This is a genomic window from Pseudoflavonifractor phocaeensis, from assembly GCF_016901955.1.
GTDB lineage: Bacteria > Bacillota > Clostridia > Oscillospirales > Oscillospiraceae > Flavonifractor > Flavonifractor phocaeensis_A.
In genome coordinates this window covers 1-22,517 of sequence record NZ_JACJLC010000035.1, presented here as the reverse complement: position 1 = coordinate 22,517, position 22,517 = coordinate 1, and the positions used below count along the sequence as shown (strand labels likewise).

The window sequence follows — 22,517 nt, the reverse complement described above, 5'->3', positions numbered from 1 at the left end:
TTTCGCAACAGGTCCTTTTCCCTGCCCCGGGAAAACCGTTCGCAATCGAATTTTCTTGACAGATAGGGCTTGCCGCTTTAAAATAGAAACGGTGCATATTTTGAAGGGCAAGGGGTACGCTCTTCAATTTTTGTGCGGGTCGGACAAAGGAGACCCGCCTGCCCATAGGTTGATTTGAACAAAAACAATGAATCCAAAAAAATCCAAGATAATGGAGGTGTAAACCTGGCTCATGTTGCCTGTCATATTAGCAGCCGTGATCGCCTTCGTGGTGGCGGCTGTGGTGTTTTTCGCCCTTGGCATCCAGTACCGGAAAAAGGTGGCGGAGAAGGAGATCTCCAGCGCCGAGGAGGAGGCCAAGCGCATCATCAACGAGTCCATCAAGAGCGCCGAGAGCAAGAAGCGTGAGGCGCTGGTGGAGGCCAAGGAGGAGATCCTTCAGGCCCGCAACGAGTATGAGCGGGAGGTGAAGGAGCGCCGGGCCGACCTGCAGAAGCAGGAGCGGCGGCTCCAGCAGAAGGAAGAGAACCTGGACCGCAAGACCGAGAACATTGAGAAGAAGGAGGACACCCTGCAGCGCAAGCTGACCGAGCTGGAGACGGCCCGGGAAGAGGTGGCCACCGTGAAAAAGACCCAGATGGAGGTGCTGGAGCGGATCTCCGGCTTTACCGCCGAGGAGGCCAAGGAGTACCTCATCAACCAGCTGGCCGACGAGGTGACCCACGAGTCGGCCATGAAGGTGCGGGAGATCGAGGCCCAGTTCAAGGAGGAGGCCGACCAGCGGGCCAAGGAGATCCTGTCCCTGGCCATCCAGCGCTGTGCCGCCGACCATGTGGCGGAAGCCACCGTCTCTGTGGTACCCCTGCCCAACGACGAGATGAAGGGCCGCATCATCGGCCGGGAAGGCCGCAACATCCGCACTTTGGAGACCCTCACCGGGGTGGACCTGAACATCGACGACACCCCCGAGGTCATTACCGTGTCCTGCTTTGACCCCGTCCGCCGGGAAATCGCCCGGCTGGCTCTGGAGAAGCTGATCCAGGACGGCCGCATCCACCCCACCCGCATCGAGGAGATGGTGGAGAAGGCCAAGCGGGAGGTGGACGCCACCATCAAGGCCGAGGGCGAGCGGGCCGTGTTTGAGACCAACGTCCACGGCCTCCACCCCGAGCTCATCAAGCTGCTGGGCCGGATGCGCTACCGCACCAGCTACGGCCAGAACGTGCTCAACCACTCCATCGAGGTGGCCCATCTGGCGGGGCTGCTGGCCGCCGAGATCGGCGCCGACATCACCGAGGCCAAGCGGGCCGGCCTGCTCCACGACCTGGGCAAGGCCATTGACCATGAGGTGGAGGGCTCCCACGTCCAGATCGGCGTGGAGCTGGCCCGGAAGTACCGGGAGAGCGAGAACGTGATCCACGCCATCCACGCCCACCACAACGATGTGGAGCCCCAGACGGTAGTGGCCTGCCTGGTGCAGGCGGCCGACGCCGTCTCCGCCGCCCGGCCCGGCGCCCGGCGGGAGAACCTGGAGAACTACATCAAGCGCCTGGAAAAGCTGGAGGAGGTCACCTCCTCCTTCCCCGGGGTGGAAAAATCCTACGCCATCCAGGCGGGCCGGGAGGTCCGCATCATGGTGGCCCCCGACAAGGTCAGCGAGGACCAGATGGTGCTGCTGGCACGGGAGATTGCCAAGAAGATCGAGGAAGAGCTGGAATACCCCGGCCAGATCAAGGTGAACATGATTCGGGAAACCAAGGTCGTCGATTACGCAAAGTAATTTAAAAAGCTGATATTACAAAAACGGACCTGCCCTGTGTGGCAGGTCCGTTTTTGCTTGGGGCAGGCTTTGTTGACTGAGGTTTGGGTAGCCCGTCACACGCCTTTATACTTCCGCCGGGTGGCAATGCCCCCCCGGATATGGCGCTCGGCCTTGTTTTCCGCCAGTACGTCCCTCACCTGGAGATACAGCGGCCGGTTGAAGGCGGGCAGACGTTCGATCAGGTCCTTGTGTTTCGTCGTGACGAATTAGAACGGTTTCGTCCAAGCCCAAATCACCGAACAGGCGTAGATAGATATCCACATTCCCGTCCTTGTCCACCTCGATCTTCTGGATGATCCGCTTCAGCTGGGCATTTGTCATCTGCCGTACATCGGCGATGTCTTCGATCTGCCGGAAGGTGTCCTGAAGAATGGCTTCCAGCTGATCGCCTTTGGTGAGGTGATAGGATACCATTTTCAGCTCATTTTCCAGCCGATCCATCTCTTTCCGCATCCCGCCGATCTTGTCGTTGAGTTCCTCTCGGCTGATGAGGTCATCGGCGTACATATCCATATATTTCTGCCGGGTCTTTTGCAGCTTGGCAAGCTGGGTGGTCAGTTCCTTTTCGTAGTTCAGGTTTTCATCCTTTGCCTTATAGACTCGTTGGAACTCATGGGTGACATAGCGGATGACATTTTTCTTTGCTTTCAGCACCCCTGCGAAGTATTCCTGCAAAACCTCAATCAGTTCATCTTCGTCCACCGTCACTGCATTAGGGCAGTTGTCGGCACCACGGCCATTGTGACCGGAGCAGACCCAGCGCACATAAGTGTTCTTATAGGTGCGGACGGTGCGCCGGAAGGACCAGCCGCACTCCTTGCACTTGATGAGGGTGGAAAACAGATATTTGTTGCTTTGCCGTTCCTTGTCCACCTTGAAAGCCTGTCCACGAGACTGCATGATCTGTTGGGCCTGTTCAAAGGTTTCCGGGGCGATGATCCTCAGGTCTGGCCGCTCCACTACCATCCAGTCTGTTTCATCCTTGTCGGCCCGCTGACCGGTGAGGAAATCGGTGACTTCTTGTTTGCCGTTGATGATTTTCCCGGTATAGAGTTCGTTGGTGAGGATGCGACAGACACCGTTCTGGCTCCATCGGCAGTTCCGTTTGGTTTTAAGGCCACGCTCGTTGAGGAAATTGGAGATTTTTGCTGCGCCGTAACCGTCCTTAATATACCACTCATAAATCTGGCGGATAACGGCGGCTTCTTCCTCGTTGATGGTCAGGTTGAAGTAGTCGCCAATCGTCTTGTCATACCCATAGACGATGTTGGGAACACGGCCCTTTTCTGCGTTCATCTTCTTGCCGAACTTCACTCGCTTGGAGGTGTTGGCGCTTTCTTCCTGCGCCAGCGCACCGAAGATAGTCAGGACAAACTCACTGTTGCCCATGCTGGTCATGTTGGCCGTCAGGAACTGCGTTTCGATTCCCAACGCCTTGAGTTTGCGGACATTCTGCAACAGATCAACGGTGTTCCGGGCAAAACGGGAAATGTCCTTGACTACCACCATATCAAACAGGCCGTGCTCTGCATCTGCCATCATCCGCAGAAATTCCTTGCGGTTTTTGATTTTGGTACCGGAGATGCCCTCGTCGGCATACAGGCGCACAAGGTTATCTCCGGTACGTTGCGTATATTCCGCAAAAAAGGCTTTCTGTGCCTCCAGACTATTAAGCTGATCTTCCTTGTCGGTGGACACCCGGCAGTAAGCGGCGATGTTCATGGCAGACCTCCCGGTTATATCTGTATCGTTCTGTTACATCTTTATTATATCACAGAAAGTGTAAATGTAAACAGGGAAAAGCACCCTGTGTGCTTCACACAAGGTGCTCTCGCTGTTCTTCCTCAATCTGTCTATCGGCGCTTTGCTGGATGGCCTGTTCCACTTTTGATGTGTTAGCTTCGATCAATACCTTCAGCAGGTAATTGGCGGCTGTTTCTGCTGTGTTTGGGTCATGAAACCGATAATTCAGTTTTCGCTTTTTCATGGTGAAACGCCGCCTCCTCTCTGCCTGTTTTCTTTTCCATCTCTATGAGAAGTTCTGCCAAAATATCCCTGCTAAATATTCAGTACCTCCGCAAATCAGAAAGGCCAGACAAAGGGCATCGGCAACAAAGTCCGGCAACGGACTCCGAAAAACCTGCAACCTATTGTCTGGCCATCGTTTCTTACTTTTCAAATTTTCTTGTGAAATCTCGTTGCTTTCGTTGTCATAAAACAGATACCCACCAAAAAGTCTCGTTTAATGGGCATTTATCGTGTCCATACCCCCGTTCTTACAGCAACAAAGTCAGCAACCAGCCGACAACCAACCGGGCAACAAGCTCTGTAAATCAGGCAATCCACTCCTTTGGCAGCTCCAGCTGACGGACTTCTTCCTCGCTCAGTTCTACAAATCCATCTTCGTTGTCGGGCAGTTCATTGCCGGAAATCTCCCGTTCCCAGCCACGCTGCCGCCCATATCCAGCAAACATCCGGGGGTTAGAGAATGGCTTCCAGCCCGTCACCACCGTGTTCATAATCTCGTTGATGTTGTGCAGCTGCCAACGCTTCGGCTCCTCAAAAGCGTGTCCCAACGCTTCCTTGAATAGCTGCTTGGAGCAGACCACATTGCCGGTATAGTGTTCCAGAAACCCCTGAATCTGCCCAGCCTCAGTGTCCTCCGGCATGAAGTCCTTCTGAACCTCCACCAGCTGCTTCTGAATCTCCGTTGAAAACTTCATGGAATACTCTCCGCTGCGGTAAATGGTCATAGCCTCCGCCCATACCTGCAACAGATATTCCCTGGAAGCGGCTTCATCCTCCAGAATGTGAACCTCCGCTTTCTCCGGGTAAATCATCACCGGCAGGAACCGGCGATTTCCGGCCCGGTCAAGGGGGAGGAAGTCCAGCGTGTTGGAGGAACCACCGAACACACACTGCCGCAGACGGTCTTTGGGCTGGGTCTCATAGGGGGTACGGTAGGTTTCCTTTTGTCGGCTGATAAAGGAACGGATCTCCTCGATACTCTTGGCGTTGCTGGTGGCTAGCATCTCCGACATCTCGATGATCCAGTGGCCTTGCAGCTTGGCAAACACCTTGTCATCATCCAGCTTTTTCAGGTCATCGGAGAACCACTCATCTTGTATAGCCAGGAATCGAAAGAAGGTGGACTTTCCGGCTCCCTGGCCGCCCACCAGACAAAGCAGCTCCTCATATTTGGAACCTGGATGGAACACCCGGCGGATGGCTCCCAGCAAGAAGTGTTTCAGCATTTCTTCCACATAGTCGCTCTCATCTGCCCCCAGAAAGTGATGCAGGCAGGAGCGCATCCGAGGTATGCCGTCCCACACCAGACCATTCAGCACATCCTGGATAGGGTGATAGCAGTTTTCGTTTGCTACGATGGAGAGCGCCGCCATCAACTTCTTTTCACTGGTCAAACCGTAGTTCTGCTCAAAGTAAAGGAGCAGATATTTGACATCGGTATCGGTCAAGGCGCTGGTGCTTCTGCGCCAACCCAGATCCCGCACAATGTCTATACGGTCGGTAAGCAGATTCAGCCGGATTGCTCCCCGCAAAAGCGGATCTTGGCAAAACACCGTGCGACAATTCCCAATGGTGTTGGCCGGTTGTCCTTTTTCTGTCGTGGAAAGGCTTTCCCGCACTTTATCAACGGTCAATTCCTCACTTTTGGCCTGCTGGGTTGCAGGCACTAAACTCTGAGTTTCGCTGTCCAATGTTTCTCACCTCCTCAAAGGAAAAGCATCTGATTTGTTCGCAAAATCAGATGCCTTAAAGCTCCATATGCTGTTTTTCCTGCTGCTTTTTCCGGTTAGATTCTCTCTGTGCGCTATCCTGCTTGGCTTTTTTCAGGAAAGCAAGAATGGATTCCTTGGCCTTTTCCTGAATCTGCTGTTTGCCAGCCTGCTTGACTTCCGGCTGCATCAGCTTCTTCTGGATTTTTGTCAGCGCAGACTGCATGGCATTTTTGATTTTGGAGATCACTCCATCCAACCGGGCGGCGGCATACTCACGCTCTTTTTGCGGCGCTTTCCGTTCCGGCGAGAGAACCCAGTTTTTCGTTTCTTCCACCAACAGGAGATCCTCCTTGTGGGTCTCCTGCCGAACGGTGTCAGTCACAACCTCCACCGCCTTGTCGTAGGCAATATCCGAAACTTCCTCCACCAGTGTTTCCACATCCTCAATTTTCAGGGTCAGCTCCGCCAGCTGCTGTTCCTGAGCCGCCAGCTGCTCCTTTTGCTTCATCAGAATGTAGTCCTGCTTCTCCAGATACGCCCGCCCGCCATAGGACGGCTCCTGCTCCAGATGCACCCCATGCTTGCGGCTGATGTCAAAGAGCATCGTCCGACAAACTGCATCAAAGGTCTGTTTTCGGTTGTTGTGTTTGCCCTTGGGCTTACTCGGATCAGGCAACTCAAAGCCCAGTTCCTCCAGCGCCTTTTCCTGTTGGGGGCACAGCTCTCCATACCGGTTTTTGCAGTCAAATACATGACGCTCATGGATGTGGGGCGTACCCTCATCCAGATGCAGCGCCCAGTCCAGAATGTGGATATGGGAACCAAAGCGCCGTTCAAACTCCTCGTAAAATTCGCTGACAATGAGCGCCAGCGTACCCGGTGGAACGGATTCTTCCATGGTGCCAATCTGGTAGATACTTTCCTCCGGACAGGTCTTGTTGTTTTTCAAAAGGTCTTCCACCGTGCGGTTGCGCTCGGTGTGCCGGGTTTTCTCGTTCCGGGCGTTCTGGGCATCCACATGGTCGGAATAATGCTCGTAGTAATACATCCGCTCAATTCCTTCAAAGCTGAAATCCGGCTGTTCCGGGTTTTCCCGAAGTTCCGGGGTAGTGAAGCCACGGTAGCAGTCCCAGTACACATTTTTCTTGGCTCGCTGGGCATCAATGTGTTCGCTATTTTCCATATCAAACCGGCGGTCATTATGCCGGGGATTATAGGTGCCATGCTTGCCGGAGCGTCCGTTATGCCGTGTCAGTTTCAATTTTCATCCCTCCATTCTCCGTTGATTTTTCCCGAAGGGGAGCTGCGGCGAAGCCGCCAAACCTGCGGATTTCTGCGTCAGGTAATACCCAGTACGAATTGACGCAAGGCATCAACTCTCCCTGGGCAAGGCGTTTCACCCTTGACCCGATGGGGCTGGCTGCCCTCAACCCGCCAATGGGACTTGGTCTCCGCTCCGCGTCGGTCGGTGCTTTTGCGGCTTTGCCGCAAAGGTCGCCACCGGCGACCCGCACCCCTTGACCCCAACAGGGCGCTGCACCCCTGTACCCAGCACAAAGGGCTTGCCGCCCTCTGTACTCCTGCCCGGAGAAGCTGACTTCCAACACTTGTGCGGTTTCTGTCAGCTCCTCCGGCTCTGAATGCTCCTTTTGTCGCATTTCCCAGCAGGGGGATGCAGGGGTATCCCGTTACCAATTCACCGCAAAATACCGGGTGCAGACCCGCCATTTTCCTGCGAATTGACCCGGTTTCAGGCGCTCTTCTTGTCCGTCCGCAAGACCTGAAATCCGTGCTGTTTGGCGTACTCTCTGGCAGCAGCCAGCCGCTCCTCACTGTACGGCGGCACCAGACGGATGGACAGGCGGGACTTGTCCATCACATAGGTCACGCTGCCCTCAGTGGTGCTGCGCTCCAACCGGCACAGCTGGGGATACTTGCGGCTAAACTCGGCCAGTCTGCGCTTTAGATCGGCGTCGAAGGTGTAGATACTGGCGGTGTTCTCCGCCTCGTTCCAGTTGATAATGGTTTCTTTCTCATACTTAGACAGCTTCGTCATACAGATCCTCCTCATAGTCGGTGTTTTTCTTTACCAAACGCAGGCGGTGCTTGGCACTGTAATACTCGTCCATCTCCGCACGGAGCTGGTGATAAAAGCCGGTGTACCAGCGTTCTTCCATCTCCGTTTCCATCTTCCGGGCCAGCTCCAGCATCCGGTGTTTGGCCTGTGGGTCAACGGTCAGGGCGGTCAGCCATTTCAGCCGTGTCACCGTGTTGTGGTGATTGGGACAGGCAAAGGCATACAGCACTTTCTTTTCCCGGATACTCAATTTCATAAAATCAACCTCCAAAAGTTTATTTTCATGTGTCAGTTGCCGGTTTGCCTGCAATCGCTCCTGCCCGGATTTTCCCCGGCGTATTGTCCTCCTTGGTGCGCTCCTGTCATGGCGTCACTTCCCCAGAGGTCATACCCCTTGCAGCCGGTCATTCAATTTTCAAGGTTCTGTGTCTCCTGACAAAACTCATTTTACCGAAAAAACAGGCCCCCTCCCGTATGTCCAAAACGATGGAAAACGGCTTAAAATCAGCATATTTCCACGCTTATGGAATCATGGTATAATGGTTGAAAACGGCAGGATTTTCCTGACGAGAGGGGGATTGTAGATGCACACAAAGCTGTCTATCCCGGAACGATTAAAGGATTTGCGGGTGGTGGATAAGCACCTGACCCTGGAGCAGCTGGCCGAGCAGACAGGGCTTTCCAAATCTGCTCTCAGCAAATATGAGAGCGATGACTATAAGGACATCAGTCCCTTTGCTATCGCTACGCTGGCGGAATTTTATGGGGTGTCCACCGATTACCTGATGGGTCTATCGGAAAATAAAAATCACCCAAACACAGAGCTTCAGGCCCTGCATTTGAGTGATGATATGGTTACATTATTGAGCAGCGGAAAAATCAACAACCGGCTGCTGTGTGAGATTGCCACACATGAGAACTTCCAGCGGCTGATGACGGATATTGAGATTTTCGTTGACCGAATCGCCGATATGCGAATTGCCCAGATGAATCTGGTGCTGGAGGCCACCCGGCAAGAAGTGATCCGCAGCCATGCGCCGGGAGAGAATGACCTTTATGTCCGCACGCTGGAGCTGGGACAGGTGCAGGAGAGCGACTTTTTCAGCCACACGATTCATGATGATCTGGACAGCATTGTCCAGGATATTCGTCAGGCTCATGTCACCGACCGCACCACCGCCGATCCGCAGCCGACTTTTACAGAGGTCAAGGAAAAGTTTGACCGTGCCATGCAGTTGGGCAGTAATGAGGAACGGGTAATCCACGAGTTTTGCGACCAGATGCAGATTCCCTTTGACAAGATTGCGTCCGAGGATTTCTCGGCGTTTATGCGGATACTGAGCCTGTCCAAGCTGCTGAAAAATCCCAACAACATGAGGGGAAAGGCTCGGCCGCAAGTCTATCACAGTGCTAAGAAAAGAAAGAAGAGATAAGACTAAATGAAGTGATACCGACTTGAGCATTTGACTTGCTATGTTTTAGAAAACATCGTAAGTCAAATATGGCAGAAAATGTGTAGCCAAAACATATCTGTTTGGGAAGGTAATCAGATTAATCGTCTCCTTTACAGCTCTATAGCTACTCCCTAAAGGCCCGGATTCTACTTGTGATGTAAAATCCAGGTTTTTTGATTTTCAAAGTAATCAAACTGAGGCTTTAAATAATAATGTGATTGGACCGCCTTGAAAAGCATATAATTTTGTGATTCGGCTTGTGTTTTTTGCTGTTTTTGTATATAATAAAAATGTGATTAAAAACACTGAATCTATCATAAAAGCGTGATGAGGTGTATATATGGAACGATTGATTTTAAAAAAGCTGCTGAACTGGAAAAATTCTCCGTATCGTAAGCCTCTCATTTTGAAAGGCGTACGCCAAGTAGGTAAGACCTGGATTCTGAAAGAATTTGGCAAACGCTACTACGAAAACACTGCTTATTTTAACTTTGATGAAAACGAAGAATACAAGCAATTCTTTGAAACCACAAAAGATGTAGACCGGATTTTGCAGAATCTGATGCTGGCAAGTGGCTACAAGATTCTTCCAGAAAAGACCCTCATTATTTTTGACGAGGTACAGGACTGCCCCAAGGTCATTAACTCTATGAAGTATTTCTGTGAGAATGCGCCGCAGTATCACATTGCATGCGCCGGTTCTCTCCTTGGTATTGCCTTAGCAAAGCCATCTTCTTTCCCTGTTGGTAAAGTCAACTTTATGCAGATTGATCCCATGACCTTTACCGAATTTCTATTGGCCAACGGGGATGAGAACTTGGCAAACTATCTGGAGACAGTAGACACCATTGATCCGATCCCTGACGCCTTCTTTAATCCTTTATATGAAAAGCTGAAGATGTACTATGTGACCGGAGGTATGCCGGAATCCGTTAAGATGTGGACGGAGGCAAGGGATGTGGATGCCATGCAGGAAGCCCTGTCCGGAATTATTAGTGCTTATGAGCGTGACTTTGCCAAGCATCCCAATATCAGCGAGTTCCCCAAGATTTCAATGATCTGGAAGTCCATACCGTCCCAGTTGGCGAGGGAAAACAAAAAATTTATCTACAAGGTAGTCAAAGAAGGAGCACGGGCCCGTGAATACGAGGATGCCTTACAGTGGCTGGTGGATGCTCGACTGGTGCATAAGATCTACCGCAGTACTGCTCCTGGTCTGCCTGTGGCTGCTTATGATGACCTCTCTGCCTTTAAGATTTATCTGGTAGATGTGGGACTACTCCGCCGACTGGCGCAACTCGCACCGACTGCCTTTGGCGAGGGTAATCGGTTATTTACCGAATTCAAGGGTGCATTAACCGAAAATTTTGTGCTTCAGACTTTGATTACACAGTTTGAAGTGACTCCTCGGTACTGGACACAGACAAATCCTCCTTATGAGGTGGATTTCCTGATTCAGCGTGAAAATGATATTTTCCCTGTGGAGGTCAAGTCCGAAGCCAACACCACCAGCAGGAGCCTTAAGAAATTCAAAGAACTGTTTCCAGATCAGGTCAAGCTCCGTGTCCGGTTCTCACTGGATAATTTGAAGTTGGATGATGATGTGCTGAACATCCCGCTGTTTATGGCAGATCAGACAGATCGGTTGATTGGATTGGCACTGGAACAAAAACATGCAATAACTAATGCTTTTTAATTGCATTAATATTTAGTAAAATGCTACATGAAATGTAGGAGCGAGAACAATATGAATATTTTTACAGATGAAATTCTTGAACATAACATCCATAAATGGAGTGGAACCATGAATAATAAAACATGGACACTTTTTTGTGGTGATGCAGTGGATTCATTGCGTAATATTCCTGATGAAAGTGTTCATTGCATTGTGACATCTCCACCATACTACAGTCTGCGTGATTATGGTGTCGATGGTCAGATTGGACTTGAAGATACCGTAAATGAGTATGTACAGTCTTTGTGTAGAGTAATGGATCAATTGTATCGAGTATTGCGGAAGGATGGAGTGCTCTTCCTAAACTTGGGTGACACATATTATTCTGGGAAAGGAGCCTCACACGGTAAAGATTCAAAAAGCAACAAAAGACGATTTGGATTGCGTCCAGTAGATAAGAGTGGTGGCCTTGGTGAAAATCTTGAGAGAAAATCGATTATTGGTATACCGTGGAGAGTTGCTATTGAAATGACCTCCAGACGATGGGTTCTGAGATCTCCTATTATCTGGCATCGAGAAAAGGCACTTCCTGAAGCAGTTCGTGATCGTCCACGTCGAAGTTATGAGTATATTTTTATGTTTGCCAAAGACAGAAAGTATTATTTTAACAGACAACCCCTTATCGACAAACAAATCGATGAGGATGTTTGGACTATTACTCCCCGACCGTCAGGAACCGAATTGCAAACTGCCCCGTATCCTGATGAATTAGTGTCTCGCTGTTTAGACATTGGCTGCCCGGAAAATGGGGTTGTACTTGACCCATTTTCCGGAAGTGGCACAACAATGCAGGTTGCTCTGAAAACTGGAAGGTCTGCAATCGGAATTGATATAAGCGAAACATTCTGTAGGTATATTTTGGAGCATTTGGAGGGATAAAAATGATATATCTTTCTGCTGAATATATTTTGAGCGCCATAAAACAATTGGCTTCAACACACGCTTTTATAGGTATTACATTTTTGACCTGCAAAAAGAATAATCTCCCAGTTGGCAGCCCCATAGAATTTATGATGGATAGGCAAACTAAGTTATTTATGACGAATGTTCATAAAATCTGCCCTGCCTCAGATTTCTATTTTCAGCCCTATCAGACGATCAAAGGAAAACAATGGCTCGCAAGTAAATATCCATCATCAGGATTGCAAGCAATCAATACACAAACGTTCGGAACGGCTTTCATCCATGACCGAAACAGCAAACTGTGGGCGTGGTCTGAGGATTATGTATCACAAATCAAGAAAATTGCTATTACAAAGGAAGAGAAAAGAGCACCTCTTTCTGCTATGGCTGTGTGGGTATTGAAGGACCGAAAATGGAAAGACACTGCGACTCTTGAGGATGTCATAAGTAAATTTATTGCTGAATATCACCTTACGCAAGATGAATGCAAAGAATTGTTTTCAAACGAGCAAACCTTTCCAAATGTTGCCGCCTTTCAACCGGAGCCTGTTTCCTGGAACCAGTTATCCAACAGCCTTTCTGCCCCTCCTGATGCAGCGCCAGAGCAGGAGGGAACCCTTTCAAAAATTGAGTTAACAAATGTAGGACCTTGTGATCATATTGAAATGGTTCTTTCACCGAGGTTAAACATTATCACTGGTGATAATGGCTTGGGAAAGACTTTTCTGATGGATTGCGCTTGGTGGGCGTTGACAAACACTTGGACTGGAAATGAGGCTCGCCCCAAATACGCTGAAGGAAGTAAGCGTGCCTCCATTAGCTATGTGATTGCAGGAAAATCAAAGCTTTCAAAAGAAACCAAGGTGTTGTATGATAACAAAAATCTAACTTGGAAGCGAACTTCTGATACAGCAACAATCCCTGGCTTAATTATCTACGCATTAGTTGATGGTTCATATGCAGTATGGGACCCTTCTAAAAACCTGTCTAAAAATAATGGAACAAAGGTGTTTACCAGAAAACAAGTATGGAATGGTTATGAGAGTAGCATTGAAGGATTGATTCGAGACTGGGTAAGATGGCAGAACACCCCAGATAAATATCCTTTCGATATTTTCAAACAGGTACTGGCTGAAATGTCCCCTCCTGATATGGGCATACTCATCCCTGGTGAACCCGTTAGAATTCCAAATGACAGTAGAGAAATTCCTACTATCCAATATCCATATGGTACTGTGCCTGTTACGAACTCTTCTGCTGGCGTAGGGAGAATCATAACTCTCGCTTATCTTATTGTTTGGGCATGGAATGAGCACAAAGAAAACTGTAAACTGAGAGGAATTAAACCAGACTCTCGCATTGTTGTTATGGTCGATGAATTGGAGGCACACTTACACCCGAAGTGGCAGAGGACAATTCTGCCTGCCTTAGTTGAAGTGCAGAAACATTTGGCATCTGAACTTGAAGTGCAGTTCATTGTGGCTACGCACTCACCTTTGATTATGGCTTCGTCTGAACCTATTTTTGATATCAATATAGATAAGCTGTTCCAAATAAAGCTGTCTACGGAAACAGCTGATGCCGTATTGTGCGAAGAAGATTATATAAAATACGGCCCGGTTAACACTTGGCTCACATCCCCAATTTTTAATCTTAGCCAAGCACGAGCCACCGGAGCAGAGGAAGCAATTAACGCAGCGAAAAACTTACAATTAGAGGATGAGCCTTCTGATGCAGATGTACAAGCTGTGCACCAACAACTTGTACAGTGCTTAGCCCAAAATGATCCCTTCTGGCCTCGCTGGATTTATTTTGCAGAACAGCACGGGGTGATATTATGATTCATATTGACTTGAGACCTGAGCCCTTAGATTTTGATGTAAGAGTAAGGCAACCTGGAAATGCATTTTTAAGTGCAAATCCTACTCCTAATAGTAAGCAGTGGAGCAAAAACAATTTTTGGTCCCGATGTAGCTTGCAACTATATCAAGCCTACGGAGGGGTTTGTGCGTATTGCGGTGAATGGTTTTCCAGGACAACAGCACAAGTTTCCGTTGATCATTTTTATCCCAAAAGTTCACATCAAGAAAAAGCTTATGAATGGGATAATTACCGTTTAACAACTCAGGTAATGAATGGATATAAAGGTGATAAAATTGTTTTAGATCCCTTTGAAATTAAAAATGGTGATTTGGTTCTTGATTTTCCTTCGTGCCTTGTCAAACCTCGTCGGGATATGACGCCAGCTGAAAAAAGCAAAGCAAAATCCACCATTCAAATTCTTCACCTTAATGATGAAGATCAAGCCAACCGTAGGCTCGAGATTGTCATGGAGTACATATGTGGCAATATAAGTCGAGCTTTTTTAGAATCAAAATATCCCTTCATTGCAGAAGAACTGGATAGGCAAAATCTATATGATCGCATACGAGAAATTATTAAAATTCCCGCATCTATATAAAAACTCATATAACAAACAGCTTCCTCAAAAAGTTCCCACCGATCAGCGATGATCGGTGGGAACTTTCACTTATATTCGATTATCTGTCGTCCATGATCTCAATCATCATCTTGGCTCCTAACTTAAAGCTGCCCTGAAACAGCAAGCACTCGGCCATGGTTTGATGTTCACGGACAGCATCCGTGTACCGGGAAAAGAGTTCTTTCTGCTCATCCGTCATGGTAGCCAGAAGTCTTTCTTCATTCCTGGTAATCAAACGGAGAACTTCATTGTATTCTCTACAGGCTGTTGTATCGTATTCTGCCGGTTCAATATTCCCGTACCAGAATTCTTCTAAAATCCTCATACAGCATCCTCCTCGTAGATCAGTTCCTGGAGGATGATTTCCTCTGCGCGGCTGTGGATACTATTCATGGCTCTGATCCATGCCATCTGATCCTGGGATTTCAATTCCTCTGTGATTTCTTCAGCTTCTTTCATCTGGGCAATGATGCAATCAAGCCGGGTTTGTGCCTGCCAGTTCAGATCAGCCAGATATGTCCAGAGCTTGCCGGTCAAAATCAGGTCATTATACAGAGCTGGATGATGCTGCTCCAAATAGTCTTTGTGCATCCGTCCCCAAATTCCGATGGGGCGTCTTTCCTCCGGTAGCTGCAAATCGGGAATGTAGTAGTCACCGACCAGGACATACTCCATGCCATTTGCTGTTGTTCGCTCTTTCAAGTCCTTCATGGTTCGTTCCTCCTTGGTTTTCTTAATCTATTACCCAAACGAACCGTTCTATTTTATCATATCTGTATGTACGGTAGATTTGCTGATGCCGAACTGGCGGGCGGCGGCGCGCACCGTGGTCCTGTTTTCTATGATGTAGAGCGCCAGATTGCAGGCCCGCTCCTCGATGTTCCCTTTCAAACAGCAACACTCCCCGCAATGATCTACGGGGCATGTATATGCGCCCCCGTGGGGGAATATGTGGCTGGGCAGTCCCATAAACAGGCGGCCTTTGATGAGCTGGCCGTGTATTGCGCGGTTGGATTTGCCTTCCCGGTTTGGTTTAAAATGCCCCAACGTCCGCCAGTTTGTGGGAGGGTATGGCCGGCAGGTATGAGGTGGCAGCCCCCGTGGGTCAGGATCACGGGATGGGCTGTTTGAAATAGTGCGCTCCAAAGCCATAGGGCGGGGGGCGTTCCGGCAGTATGTGTCCTTTTCCGAGGATAGGGTCTACCCCCCTATTCCTCCACCCATCCCGGCCATCCCAGGGGCTGCCCCTGCGTTTTAAAGAAGGTGATGGAATGCCTTTTGCAGGTATTTCGGCACAGGGAACACTTTATTGACATAAAGTGTTCCCTGTGCTATATTTGTAAAGAAAGGGGGTGGGCCCGTTGAAGCAAAATCCTGCCCGGGGAAAGGGCGCGGGAAAACCCCGGCAGAATCCGGCTGTGTGGTTGATCCCGGCGGCGGTCTTGGCGGTGACCCTGGTCTTGGTATTCCTGCGGCCCTGGGAGCGGCGGGTGGCCCTGCCGGACAGCCTTACCGCCAACAGCGTGGTCATTCTGGACGACAAGGGAAACACCCTGGCGGAGTTGGACAGCGACACCCCTCGCTCTCCCTCCAGCCTCACCAAGCTGCTCACCCTCTATCTGATTTTTGACGACATAGACAGCGGCAAGCTCTCCCTCACCGACACTGCCGAAGTGACGGTGGCCGAGGCCACCACCCTGGGCTCCAGGTACGGCCTGACCCCCGGCCAGGAGGTGACGGTGGAGCAGCTGCTGGCGGGGACCATCCTGAACAGCGGCTGCGACTGCGTTCAGGTGCTGGTGCGCCTGTCCGCCGGCGGCGAGGCAGCCTTTGTGGAACGGATGAATGAGGCGGCGGCGGAGCTGGGACTGAAGGGCTCCCATTTTGTAAACGCCACCGGCCTGGACGCCTCCGGACACTATATGACCGCCCGGGACCTGGCTACTTTGTCCTGGAAGCTGGTGGAGAACCATCCGGAGTATCTGGACTACTCCTCTCAGGCCACTCTGACCATCGACGGGCTGACCTTTACCAACCTGAACAAGCTGGTGGGGGCCGACCCCCGGGTGCTGGGTCTAAAGACCGGGACTACCGCCATTGGGGGCAATAACCTGGTGACCTACGCCAAACAGGGGGAAAAGGCCTGCCTCATCGTGCTGTTGGACAGCGCCACCGTCACCAAGCGGTTTGCCGAGACCCAGCAACTGCTGGATCTGGTGCTGGGGGAGGTGGCCTGATGGCGGCGGGAGGCAAGAAAAAGCGGGAACCCGCCCGCTCTGCCGGACCCAAGCCCCGGCAAAACACTCCCCTGTTCTTTTTGCTGGCCGCCCTGCTCCTTCTCTTTGGAGGCTACTACGATTGGACCGCTCTGCTGGCCGGGGCGGTGCTGGCGCTGCTGCTGGCGGCCGCCACCTGGCGGGCGGGAGGGCTGGTCCTCCCCAAGGGGCCGGAGGTTTGGCTGTTGGGGGGCGTGGCCCTCTGCTCTCTGGTCACTGTTCCCTTCGCCCTCAGCCCCGGTATGGCCCTCATCGGAGCCCTGCGGTGGGTAGCCGCCCTGCTGCTCCTCCTTTATACCGCCACCTTTACCGGGGCGGAGCGGGCCATCATTCTGGACAGTGTGGCCCGGCTGGGGGCGGTCATGGCCGCCATTTCCATCGTGAGTTTTTGTTACACCCTTCTCTCCGGCGGAGAGGACGCCAACGGCCGCATCGACGGCTTTTTTGAATACGCCAATACCTACGCCCTGTTCCTGCTGGTCTGCCTGGTGCTGCTGCTGTTGAAGGAAAACCGCCACTGGTCGGACTGGCCCGCCATGGGAGTGCTGCTGGTGGGGGTATTCCTCAGCGGCTCCCGGGGCGTGTGGCTGCTGCTGGCGGGGGTGGGGGTGTTCCTGGCCCTGCGGCAGCTGACTGTTAAGGGGAAGCCCATGCCGGTGCTGCTGGGAGTGGGTGCGGTGGTCCTGCTGGGGGGCCTGGCCGTTGTCCTCAGCGGCGGGCTGGTGCTGGACCGGCTGGCCGCCATGACTCTGGAGTCCTCCAGCCTCAACGGCCGGCTGCTCTACTACCTGGACGGGCTGACCATCCTCATTGACCACCCACTGGGGGTGGGGGCGGGGGGCTATCTGTACGTCCAGCCCCTGGTGCAGACCGGGCCCTATATCCTGAAATCCATCCACAATGAATACCTACAGGCCGCCCTGGACGGCAGCGTCCTGGCGGGGGCGCTGCTGCTGGCCCTGGCGGCGGTGCTGATCTTCCGCAGGGGGACTCCCCTGCGGCAGCGGCTGGCGGTGATCCTGCTGGCCGCCCACGCCTGTATCGACTTTGACTTCCGGTTTTTCGGGGTGCTGGCCCTGCTGCTGGTGTGCGGCTGCCCCCGGGAGAGCCGGACCATCCCCCTCCCCCGCCGGGCTTTGGCGGCGGCGGGAGGCGTGCTGGCGGCGGTGCTGGGGTTTTTCACCGTTCCCTACACCCTGTCCTTCCTGGGCAATGCCGGGGGAGCCTACGCCCTGTGGCCCTGGGACCTGTCCCTGGCAGAGGAGCGGCTGCAAAGCTGCGCCGACCTGGAGGAGGCGGGAGAGATCGCCGACCGCATCCTGGAGATCACCGATACCTCCATGCTGGCCTGGGACTGCAAATTCGCCCAGGCGGCGGCGGAGACCGACTATGAAACCATGGCGGAGTGCCGGTACCGGTATTTACGCCTAAATCCCTACCGGCCGGAGGTCTATGAGGAGATGACCGCCCTGCTGGAAAACGCCTGCCGGGAGGACCCGGCAGGGCTGGAGATCTATCAGATGCTGGCGGAAAAGACCGGGGCGCTGCTGGAGGAGGTGTATGAGCGGACCAGCCCCCTGGCCTACCGGATCGTGGACAAGCCCGATTTCTCCTTCCGACCGGCGCTGCTGGAACGACTACAACGGATAGAAACGAGGGAATAACATGAAATGTAATCGCAGACTGTTGTCCGCCTTGCTGACCGTGCTGCTGCTGCTCACCGCCCTGCTGCCTGGCGCGGCGGCGGCGGAGCTGTCCGCCAGCTATCAGAAGGCCAGCTACTACGACATCGCCACCACCGCCTACTCCCGGATGCTGATGTTCCAGGACGGGGTAGTGGCCGCCGCCGACCAGACCGGCAAATACGGCCTCATCGACGTCACCGGCGCGGTAAAGGTGGCCTATCAGTACGATGAGCTCTTTGCCACCGGCACCGGCTACTACATTGCCCGGAAAGGGGAGCAGATGGGCATTATCGACACCGCCGGTCAGGCGGTGTACCCTCTGGCCGACCGGACGATCCGCATGGAGGGCCAGAACATCTCCATTATGGACGCAAACTATAATTACACCTATCTCAACAACCAGCTCCAGCCCATCACCCAGGACCAGTTCTACGGCCACACCGGCAGCAGCTCCCCCTACTACTGGATCAACTGGGTGGACGACAGCTACGGCATCGCCTACGGGGATGACGGCAGCGTGCTGGTGGACGCCAATGAGAAGGTGATCTACACCGGCGGCGGGTATGACAGCATGGACTTCCGGGGCGCGTACAACGGCACCGCCTATCTGCGGGTGTACAGCGGCCAGCAGAGCGCCCTGGTGGACCAGACCGGCAAGGTGATCATCCCCATGGGCAGCTACAGCTACATCGGCGGCGTCAATGCCAGCGGCTATGTGTCGGTGAGCACCTGGACCCTGGACGCCAGCTACCAGCCCGTGAGCTGCGTGTCCGAGCTGTACAGCGTGGCCAGCGGCCAGAAGGTCCAGAGCTGGACCGACCGGGAGGTCACCACCGAGACCTACTTCCGGGATCTGGTGTTCTCCCTGGACAAGGAAAAGTTCGGCACTATGGACGCCGCGGGCAAGGTACTCATCCCCAACCAGTTTGACATCATGATGTCCGCCGGGGACCCCGCCCGGGCCATTGTGGGCAACGACAAGGGGGACGGCTGGTCCTACTACTACGGCCTCTACTCCGCCGACGGCCAGCAGCTCCTGGCCCCCAAATACAGTGAGCTGGAATACCTGGGCCAGGGCTACTACCGGGCCTATGACGATACCCACTACGGCATCGCCGACAGCAGCGGTACCTTTACCGTGCCACTGGCCTACAAGGAGCTGCGGGTGTATACCCTGGACTTCATCGAGGCGGTGAGCGACAGCGGCGGGTCCAAGGCCCTGAATGCCAAAAACCAGGAGATCATCCCCCAGTCCCTGGAGCAGCTGTTCGTCTACAATGATTTGAATACCTATAGTTATAATGAGTGGTATTATCATAGCTTGACAGTGTCCTATGACAATTACGAGGGGGATGTGCTCCCCTTCCGGGTCAAGACCGCCGCCGGGTACTCCACCTACTATGTGGATCAGGTCACCGGTGAATGTCTGGGCTCCCTGCCGGTGCTGGCCTCCAACATCACCGCCGACGGCCGGTTCGTGTACCGGGACAACGCCACCGGGCTCTACGGCTTCGGCCTGCTGACGGCGGGCAGCTTTGCCAACCCGGCGGCCCCCACCAGCGGCATCCAGACGGCCTACGCCACCAGCTACTCCATCCTGGTGGACGGAAAGCCGGTGCAGTTTGACGCCTACGCCCTGAAGGACGCCAACGGCAACGACACCAACTATCTGAAGCTGCGGGACGTGGCCTACATCCTCAACGGCACCCAGGCCCAGTTCAACGTGGACTGGAACGCCGCCGCCGGGGCCATCGCCGTCACCACCAAGACCCCCTACACCACCGTCAACGGCTCGGAGATGTCCACCCCCTTCTCGGGGAACCAGAGCTACCAGCCCAACAAAGCCGCCGTGCTGGTGAACGGCCAGGCCGCCGACCTGGAGGCCATCACCCTCACCGACGCCTACGGCAACGGGTACACCTACTTCAAGGTGCGGGACCTGGGCCAGGCCCTGGGCTTTGACGTGACCTGGGACAGCGCCCAGGGGGCCATTCTCATCGACACCACCAAGCCCTATTCCGGCTGATACAAATCCCAAAAGAGCCTGCCACCCGGCAGGCTCTTTTTGCGCCCGATTTTGCCGCACCCGGTCCATTGTACTTTTCCCACCCTTGTGCTAGACTAAAATGTAACAGCAAGAGCCCCGGAAGGAGAAAAAGCGTATGCGTATTTTGGTGGTGGAGGACGAGCGGGACATGAACCAGCTCATCCAGAAGGTGTTGAAGAAATCGGGCTACAGTGTGGACGGCTGCTATGACGGCGGGGAGGCCCTGGATTATCTGGAGGGGGCGGAGTACGACGTGATGCTGCTGGACGTGATGCTCCCCGGCAAAGACGGCTACCAGGTGGTGGAGGAGATGCGCCGCCGGGGGATGGACACGCCGGTGCTCTTCCTCACCGCAAGGGACAGCATTGCCGACCGGGTGAAGGGCCTGGACCTGGGGGCGGACGACTACCTGGTGAAGCCCTTCGACTTTGCCGAGCTGCTGGCCCGGATCCGGGTGCTCTCCCGGAAGCGGGTGGGCCACAGGAGCAACCGGTTTACCCTGGCAGACCTGACCCTGGACGCGGACAAGCGGCAGGTGTTCCGGGGCGACCGGGAGATCGTGCTGCTGCCCAAGGAGTTCGCCCTGCTGGAATACCTGCTGCGCCACAAGGAGACGGTGCTCTCCCGGCGGCAGATCGAGGACAGCATCTGGAGCTTTGAGGACAGTCCCAGCTCCAACAATGTGGACGTATACATCAGCAAGCTGCGGAAAAAGATCGATGGAGACAACCCGGTGAAGCTGCTCCACACCATCCGTGGGGTGGGCTGGATGCTGCGGGAGCCCCCGGCGGGAGAGGAGGTGTAGGGCCATTTCCATCAAAATCAAAATTACCATCTGGTATGTGCTGCTTATGGCGGGCATGGCGGCGGTGACCCTGGCCCTGCTGCTGCTCACCTCCACCACGGTGGTGCGCAACACCGCCATGGAGCAGCTGGACCAGGTGCTCCGGAACAACCTGGCGGAGGTGGATCTGATCAACGGGTCCTTTCAGGCTGGAGAAAACTTCCACTACTATCAGAACGGGGTGTATACCCTTATTTATAATAAGGACCAGGCCCTGCTGGCCGGCCAGCTGCCGGTGGGCTTCACCGCCGCCGAGCCCTTTGAGAACGGGGTGACCCGGGTGGTGGACTGCGGCGGCAGCGACTATATCGTGCTGGACCTGTGGTTTGCCAAAGGCTGGGAGGACGGCCTGTGGGTCCGGGGACTGATGGAGGCCCCCCAGTCCGGCCAGACCCTCCACAGCACCCTCACCCTGGCGGCGGTGATCCTGCCCTGCTTTATTCTGCTGTCCGGCCTGGGGGGCTTTCTCATTGCCAAGCGGGCCTTCCGGCCCCTGGAGCGCATCACCGCCACCGCCCAGGCCATCAGCGAGGGGGCAGACCTGTCCGCCCGGGTGGAGACGCCCAGGGGGAGCAACGAGTTTACCCGGCTCACCGCCGCCTTCAACCAGATGTTTGAGCGGCTGGAGCGGTCCTTTGAGAGCGAGAAGCAGTTTACCGCCGACGCCTCCCACGAGCTGCGCACGCCGGTGTCCATCATCAAGGGGGCCTGCGAGTACGCCAAAAGCTTTGAGGAGACCCCGGAGGAGCGGGCGGAGACCCTGGAGATGATCTACCGACAGACTCTGCGGATGAGCGCCCTCATCACCCAGCTGCTCAGCATCACCCGGCTGGACCAGGGCACTGAGCTGACTGCCATGGAGGAGGTGGACCTGTCCGCTCTGGTGAAAAACGTGGCCCGGGACTACCCGCCGGACCGGCTGAGCCTGGAGCTGGAGGAGGGGCTCACCCTCCGGGCCAGCGCCCCCCTGCTTACCCGGCTGGTACAGAACCTGGTGGACAACGGCTTCAAGTACGGCAAGGAGAATGGCCACGTGTGGGTGGAAACCCGCCGGACGGCGGAGGAGACCACCCTGTCCGTTCGGGACGATGGGGTAGGCATTCCCGCCGACCAGCAGGACAAGATCTGGCAGCGGTTTTACCAGGTGGACCCCTCCCGCTCCCATGACCGGGGGGCGGGGCTGGGTCTGTCCATGGTGTGGAAGATCGCCCAGGCCCACGGGGGCCATATGACGGTGGAAAGCGTCCCCGGCCTGGGCAGTCGGTTCACCCTCCATTTGCCCCAGTAAAAAAGTAGAATTTATTTCTGCCGTTTCATGTAGATTTCATAAAGGGCCGCTATACTGCATACGCCGCTCCAAAAGTGCAGCTTGACCGCAGATGATGGTGCATCACCACCGCTGGAATGGTGCACTGCTTCCGCGGAAATGGTGCATGGCGGCCGCGGGCGTGG

Annotated in this window: 19 protein-coding genes and 2 pseudogenes; 11 read left to right on the top strand and 10 right to left on the bottom strand. The window is 53.9% G+C overall.

Annotated elements, in window-relative coordinates:
- The first annotated feature begins 232 nt into the window (after positions 1-232).
- On the top strand, positions 233-1,780 hold the full coding sequence (rny, locus tag H6B51_RS09480) for a ribonuclease Y (RefSeq protein WP_204883447.1): 1,548 nt from the start codon (positions 233-235) through the stop codon (positions 1,778-1,780).
- A gap of 95 nt (positions 1,781-1,875) precedes the next feature.
- Here rny and H6B51_RS09475 read toward each other — a convergent pair whose 3' ends face one another.
- From H6B51_RS09475 to H6B51_RS09445, 7 genes and pseudogenes are all read right to left on the bottom strand, one after another.
- On the bottom strand, positions 1,876-1,959 hold the full coding sequence (locus H6B51_RS09475; protein WP_335342136.1) for a sporulation transcriptional regulator SpoIIID: 84 nt from the start codon (positions 1,957-1,959) through the stop codon (positions 1,876-1,878).
- Positions 1,960-2,506: 547 nt separating this feature from the next.
- Positions 2,507-3,544: pseudogene (locus H6B51_RS09470) on the bottom strand (recombinase family protein); the annotation flags it as partial.
- Between the two features lie 94 nt (positions 3,545-3,638).
- Complete coding sequence (locus tag H6B51_RS09465) at positions 3,639-3,809, bottom strand: hypothetical protein (RefSeq protein ID WP_204883446.1); 171 nt, start codon at positions 3,807-3,809, stop codon at positions 3,639-3,641.
- A 346-nt stretch (positions 3,810-4,155) separates the two neighbouring features.
- Complete coding sequence (locus H6B51_RS09460; RefSeq protein WP_335342135.1) at positions 4,156-5,517, bottom strand: virulence-associated E family protein; 1,362 nt, start codon at positions 5,515-5,517, stop codon at positions 4,156-4,158.
- Positions 5,518-5,596: 79 nt separating this feature from the next.
- Positions 5,597-6,823, bottom strand: coding sequence for a plasmid recombination protein (locus tag H6B51_RS09455; protein ID WP_204883444.1), 1,227 nt, complete (start codon positions 6,821-6,823; stop codon positions 5,597-5,599).
- A gap of 489 nt (positions 6,824-7,312) precedes the next feature.
- Positions 7,313-7,618 (bottom strand): molecular chaperone, encoded by a 306-nt coding sequence (locus tag H6B51_RS09450; RefSeq protein WP_195451384.1) that lies wholly within the window; start codon positions 7,616-7,618, stop codon positions 7,313-7,315.
- Positions 7,602-7,895 (bottom strand): hypothetical protein, encoded by a 294-nt coding sequence (locus H6B51_RS09445; RefSeq protein ID WP_204883443.1) that lies wholly within the window; start codon positions 7,893-7,895, stop codon positions 7,602-7,604. The genes H6B51_RS09450 and H6B51_RS09445 overlap by 17 nt, the downstream gene beginning before the upstream one ends.
- 328 nt (positions 7,896-8,223) lie before the next feature.
- On the opposite strand from H6B51_RS09445, the gene H6B51_RS09440 reads away from it, so the two are divergent.
- The 5 genes from H6B51_RS09440 to H6B51_RS09420 all read left to right on the top strand — a co-directional run bounded on the left by H6B51_RS09440 (position 8,224) and on the right by H6B51_RS09420 (position 14,192).
- Positions 8,224-9,072: a helix-turn-helix domain-containing protein gene (locus tag H6B51_RS09440; protein WP_204883442.1), complete on the top strand. Its 849-nt coding sequence runs from the start codon at positions 8,224-8,226 to the stop codon at positions 9,070-9,072.
- Between the two features lie 361 nt (positions 9,073-9,433).
- The gene (locus tag H6B51_RS09435) at positions 9,434-10,789 is read left to right on the top strand and encodes an ATP-binding protein (RefSeq protein WP_204883441.1); all 1,356 of its coding nucleotides are present in this window, start codon (positions 9,434-9,436) and stop codon (positions 10,787-10,789) included.
- A 51-nt stretch (positions 10,790-10,840) separates the two neighbouring features.
- On the top strand, positions 10,841-11,707 hold the full coding sequence (locus H6B51_RS09430; RefSeq protein ID WP_204883440.1) for a DNA-methyltransferase: 867 nt from the start codon (positions 10,841-10,843) through the stop codon (positions 11,705-11,707).
- Positions 11,708-11,709: 2 nt separating this feature from the next.
- The gene (locus H6B51_RS09425) at positions 11,710-13,572 is read left to right on the top strand and encodes an AAA family ATPase (RefSeq protein ID WP_204883439.1); all 1,863 of its coding nucleotides are present in this window, start codon (positions 11,710-11,712) and stop codon (positions 13,570-13,572) included.
- Positions 13,569-14,192, top strand: coding sequence for an HNH endonuclease family protein (locus tag H6B51_RS09420; protein ID WP_204883438.1), 624 nt, complete (start codon positions 13,569-13,571; stop codon positions 14,190-14,192). Before H6B51_RS09425 ends, H6B51_RS09420 begins: the two co-directional genes overlap by 4 nt.
- 79 nt (positions 14,193-14,271) lie before the next feature.
- Here the strand turns inward: H6B51_RS09420 and H6B51_RS09415 are convergent, their stop codons facing one another.
- From H6B51_RS09415 to H6B51_RS09405, 3 genes and pseudogenes are all read right to left on the bottom strand, one after another.
- Entirely contained in the window at positions 14,272-14,538 is a 267-nt protein-coding gene (locus H6B51_RS09415) for a DUF6809 family protein (protein ID WP_191445756.1), read from the bottom strand.
- Entirely contained in the window at positions 14,535-14,924 is a 390-nt protein-coding gene (locus tag H6B51_RS09410) for a TnpV protein (RefSeq protein ID WP_204883437.1), read from the bottom strand. The genes H6B51_RS09415 and H6B51_RS09410 overlap by 4 nt, the downstream gene beginning before the upstream one ends.
- A 57-nt stretch (positions 14,925-14,981) precedes the next feature.
- Positions 14,982-15,104: pseudogene (locus H6B51_RS09405) on the bottom strand (sporulation transcriptional regulator SpoIIID); the annotation flags it as partial.
- A gap of 470 nt (positions 15,105-15,574) precedes the next feature.
- Here H6B51_RS09405 and H6B51_RS09400 point away from each other — a divergent pair.
- The 5 genes from H6B51_RS09400 to H6B51_RS09380 all read left to right on the top strand — a co-directional run bounded on the left by H6B51_RS09400 (position 15,575) and on the right by H6B51_RS09380 (position 22,353).
- The gene (locus H6B51_RS09400) at positions 15,575-16,450 is read left to right on the top strand and encodes a D-alanyl-D-alanine carboxypeptidase family protein (protein ID WP_204883435.1); all 876 of its coding nucleotides are present in this window, start codon (positions 15,575-15,577) and stop codon (positions 16,448-16,450) included.
- Positions 16,450-18,153: an O-antigen ligase family protein gene (locus H6B51_RS09395; RefSeq protein ID WP_204883434.1), complete on the top strand. Its 1,704-nt coding sequence runs from the start codon at positions 16,450-16,452 to the stop codon at positions 18,151-18,153. The genes H6B51_RS09400 and H6B51_RS09395 overlap by 1 nt, the downstream gene beginning before the upstream one ends.
- A gap of 1 nt (position 18,154) precedes the next feature.
- Entirely contained in the window at positions 18,155-20,200 is a 2,046-nt protein-coding gene (locus tag H6B51_RS09390) for a stalk domain-containing protein (protein WP_204883433.1), read from the top strand.
- Between the two features lie 136 nt (positions 20,201-20,336).
- Positions 20,337-21,026 (top strand): response regulator transcription factor, encoded by a 690-nt coding sequence (locus tag H6B51_RS09385; protein WP_204883432.1) that lies wholly within the window; start codon positions 20,337-20,339, stop codon positions 21,024-21,026.
- A gap of 46 nt (positions 21,027-21,072) precedes the next feature.
- Positions 21,073-22,353, top strand: a complete 1,281-nt coding sequence (locus H6B51_RS09380; protein WP_204883431.1) for a sensor histidine kinase — start codon at positions 21,073-21,075, stop codon at positions 22,351-22,353.
- Positions 22,354-22,517: the final 164 nt, after the last annotated feature.

What these genes read in the sequence shown, in the direction of transcription:
- rny (WP_204883447.1), top strand. Translation starts at nt 233, where the DNA reads ATGTTGCCTGTCATATTAGCAGCCGTGATCGCCTTCGTGGTGGCGGCT.
- H6B51_RS09465 (WP_204883446.1), bottom strand. Translation starts at nt 3,809, where the DNA reads ATGAAAAAGCGAAAACTGAATTATCGGTTTCATGACCCAAACACAGCA.
- H6B51_RS09450 (WP_195451384.1), bottom strand. Translation starts at nt 7,618, where the DNA reads ATGACGAAGCTGTCTAAGTATGAGAAAGAAACCATTATCAACTGGAAC.
- H6B51_RS09445 (WP_204883443.1), bottom strand. Translation starts at nt 7,895, where the DNA reads ATGAAATTGAGTATCCGGGAAAAGAAAGTGCTGTATGCCTTTGCCTGT.
- H6B51_RS09440 (WP_204883442.1), top strand. Translation starts at nt 8,224, where the DNA reads ATGCACACAAAGCTGTCTATCCCGGAACGATTAAAGGATTTGCGGGTG.
- H6B51_RS09435 (WP_204883441.1), top strand. Translation starts at nt 9,434, where the DNA reads ATGGAACGATTGATTTTAAAAAAGCTGCTGAACTGGAAAAATTCTCCG.
- H6B51_RS09430 (WP_204883440.1), top strand. Translation starts at nt 10,841, where the DNA reads ATGAATATTTTTACAGATGAAATTCTTGAACATAACATCCATAAATGG.
- H6B51_RS09425 (WP_204883439.1), top strand. Translation starts at nt 11,710, where the DNA reads ATGATATATCTTTCTGCTGAATATATTTTGAGCGCCATAAAACAATTG.
- H6B51_RS09420 (WP_204883438.1), top strand. Translation starts at nt 13,569, where the DNA reads ATGATTCATATTGACTTGAGACCTGAGCCCTTAGATTTTGATGTAAGA.
- H6B51_RS09415 (WP_191445756.1), bottom strand. Translation starts at nt 14,538, where the DNA reads ATGAGGATTTTAGAAGAATTCTGGTACGGGAATATTGAACCGGCAGAA.
- H6B51_RS09410 (WP_204883437.1), bottom strand. Translation starts at nt 14,924, where the DNA reads ATGAAGGACTTGAAAGAGCGAACAACAGCAAATGGCATGGAGTATGTC.
- H6B51_RS09395 (WP_204883434.1), top strand. Translation starts at nt 16,450, where the DNA reads ATGGCGGCGGGAGGCAAGAAAAAGCGGGAACCCGCCCGCTCTGCCGGA.
- H6B51_RS09390 (WP_204883433.1), top strand. Translation starts at nt 18,155, where the DNA reads ATGAAATGTAATCGCAGACTGTTGTCCGCCTTGCTGACCGTGCTGCTG.
- H6B51_RS09385 (WP_204883432.1), top strand. Translation starts at nt 20,337, where the DNA reads ATGCGTATTTTGGTGGTGGAGGACGAGCGGGACATGAACCAGCTCATC.
- H6B51_RS09380 (WP_204883431.1), top strand. Translation starts at nt 21,073, where the DNA reads ATGGCGGGCATGGCGGCGGTGACCCTGGCCCTGCTGCTGCTCACCTCC.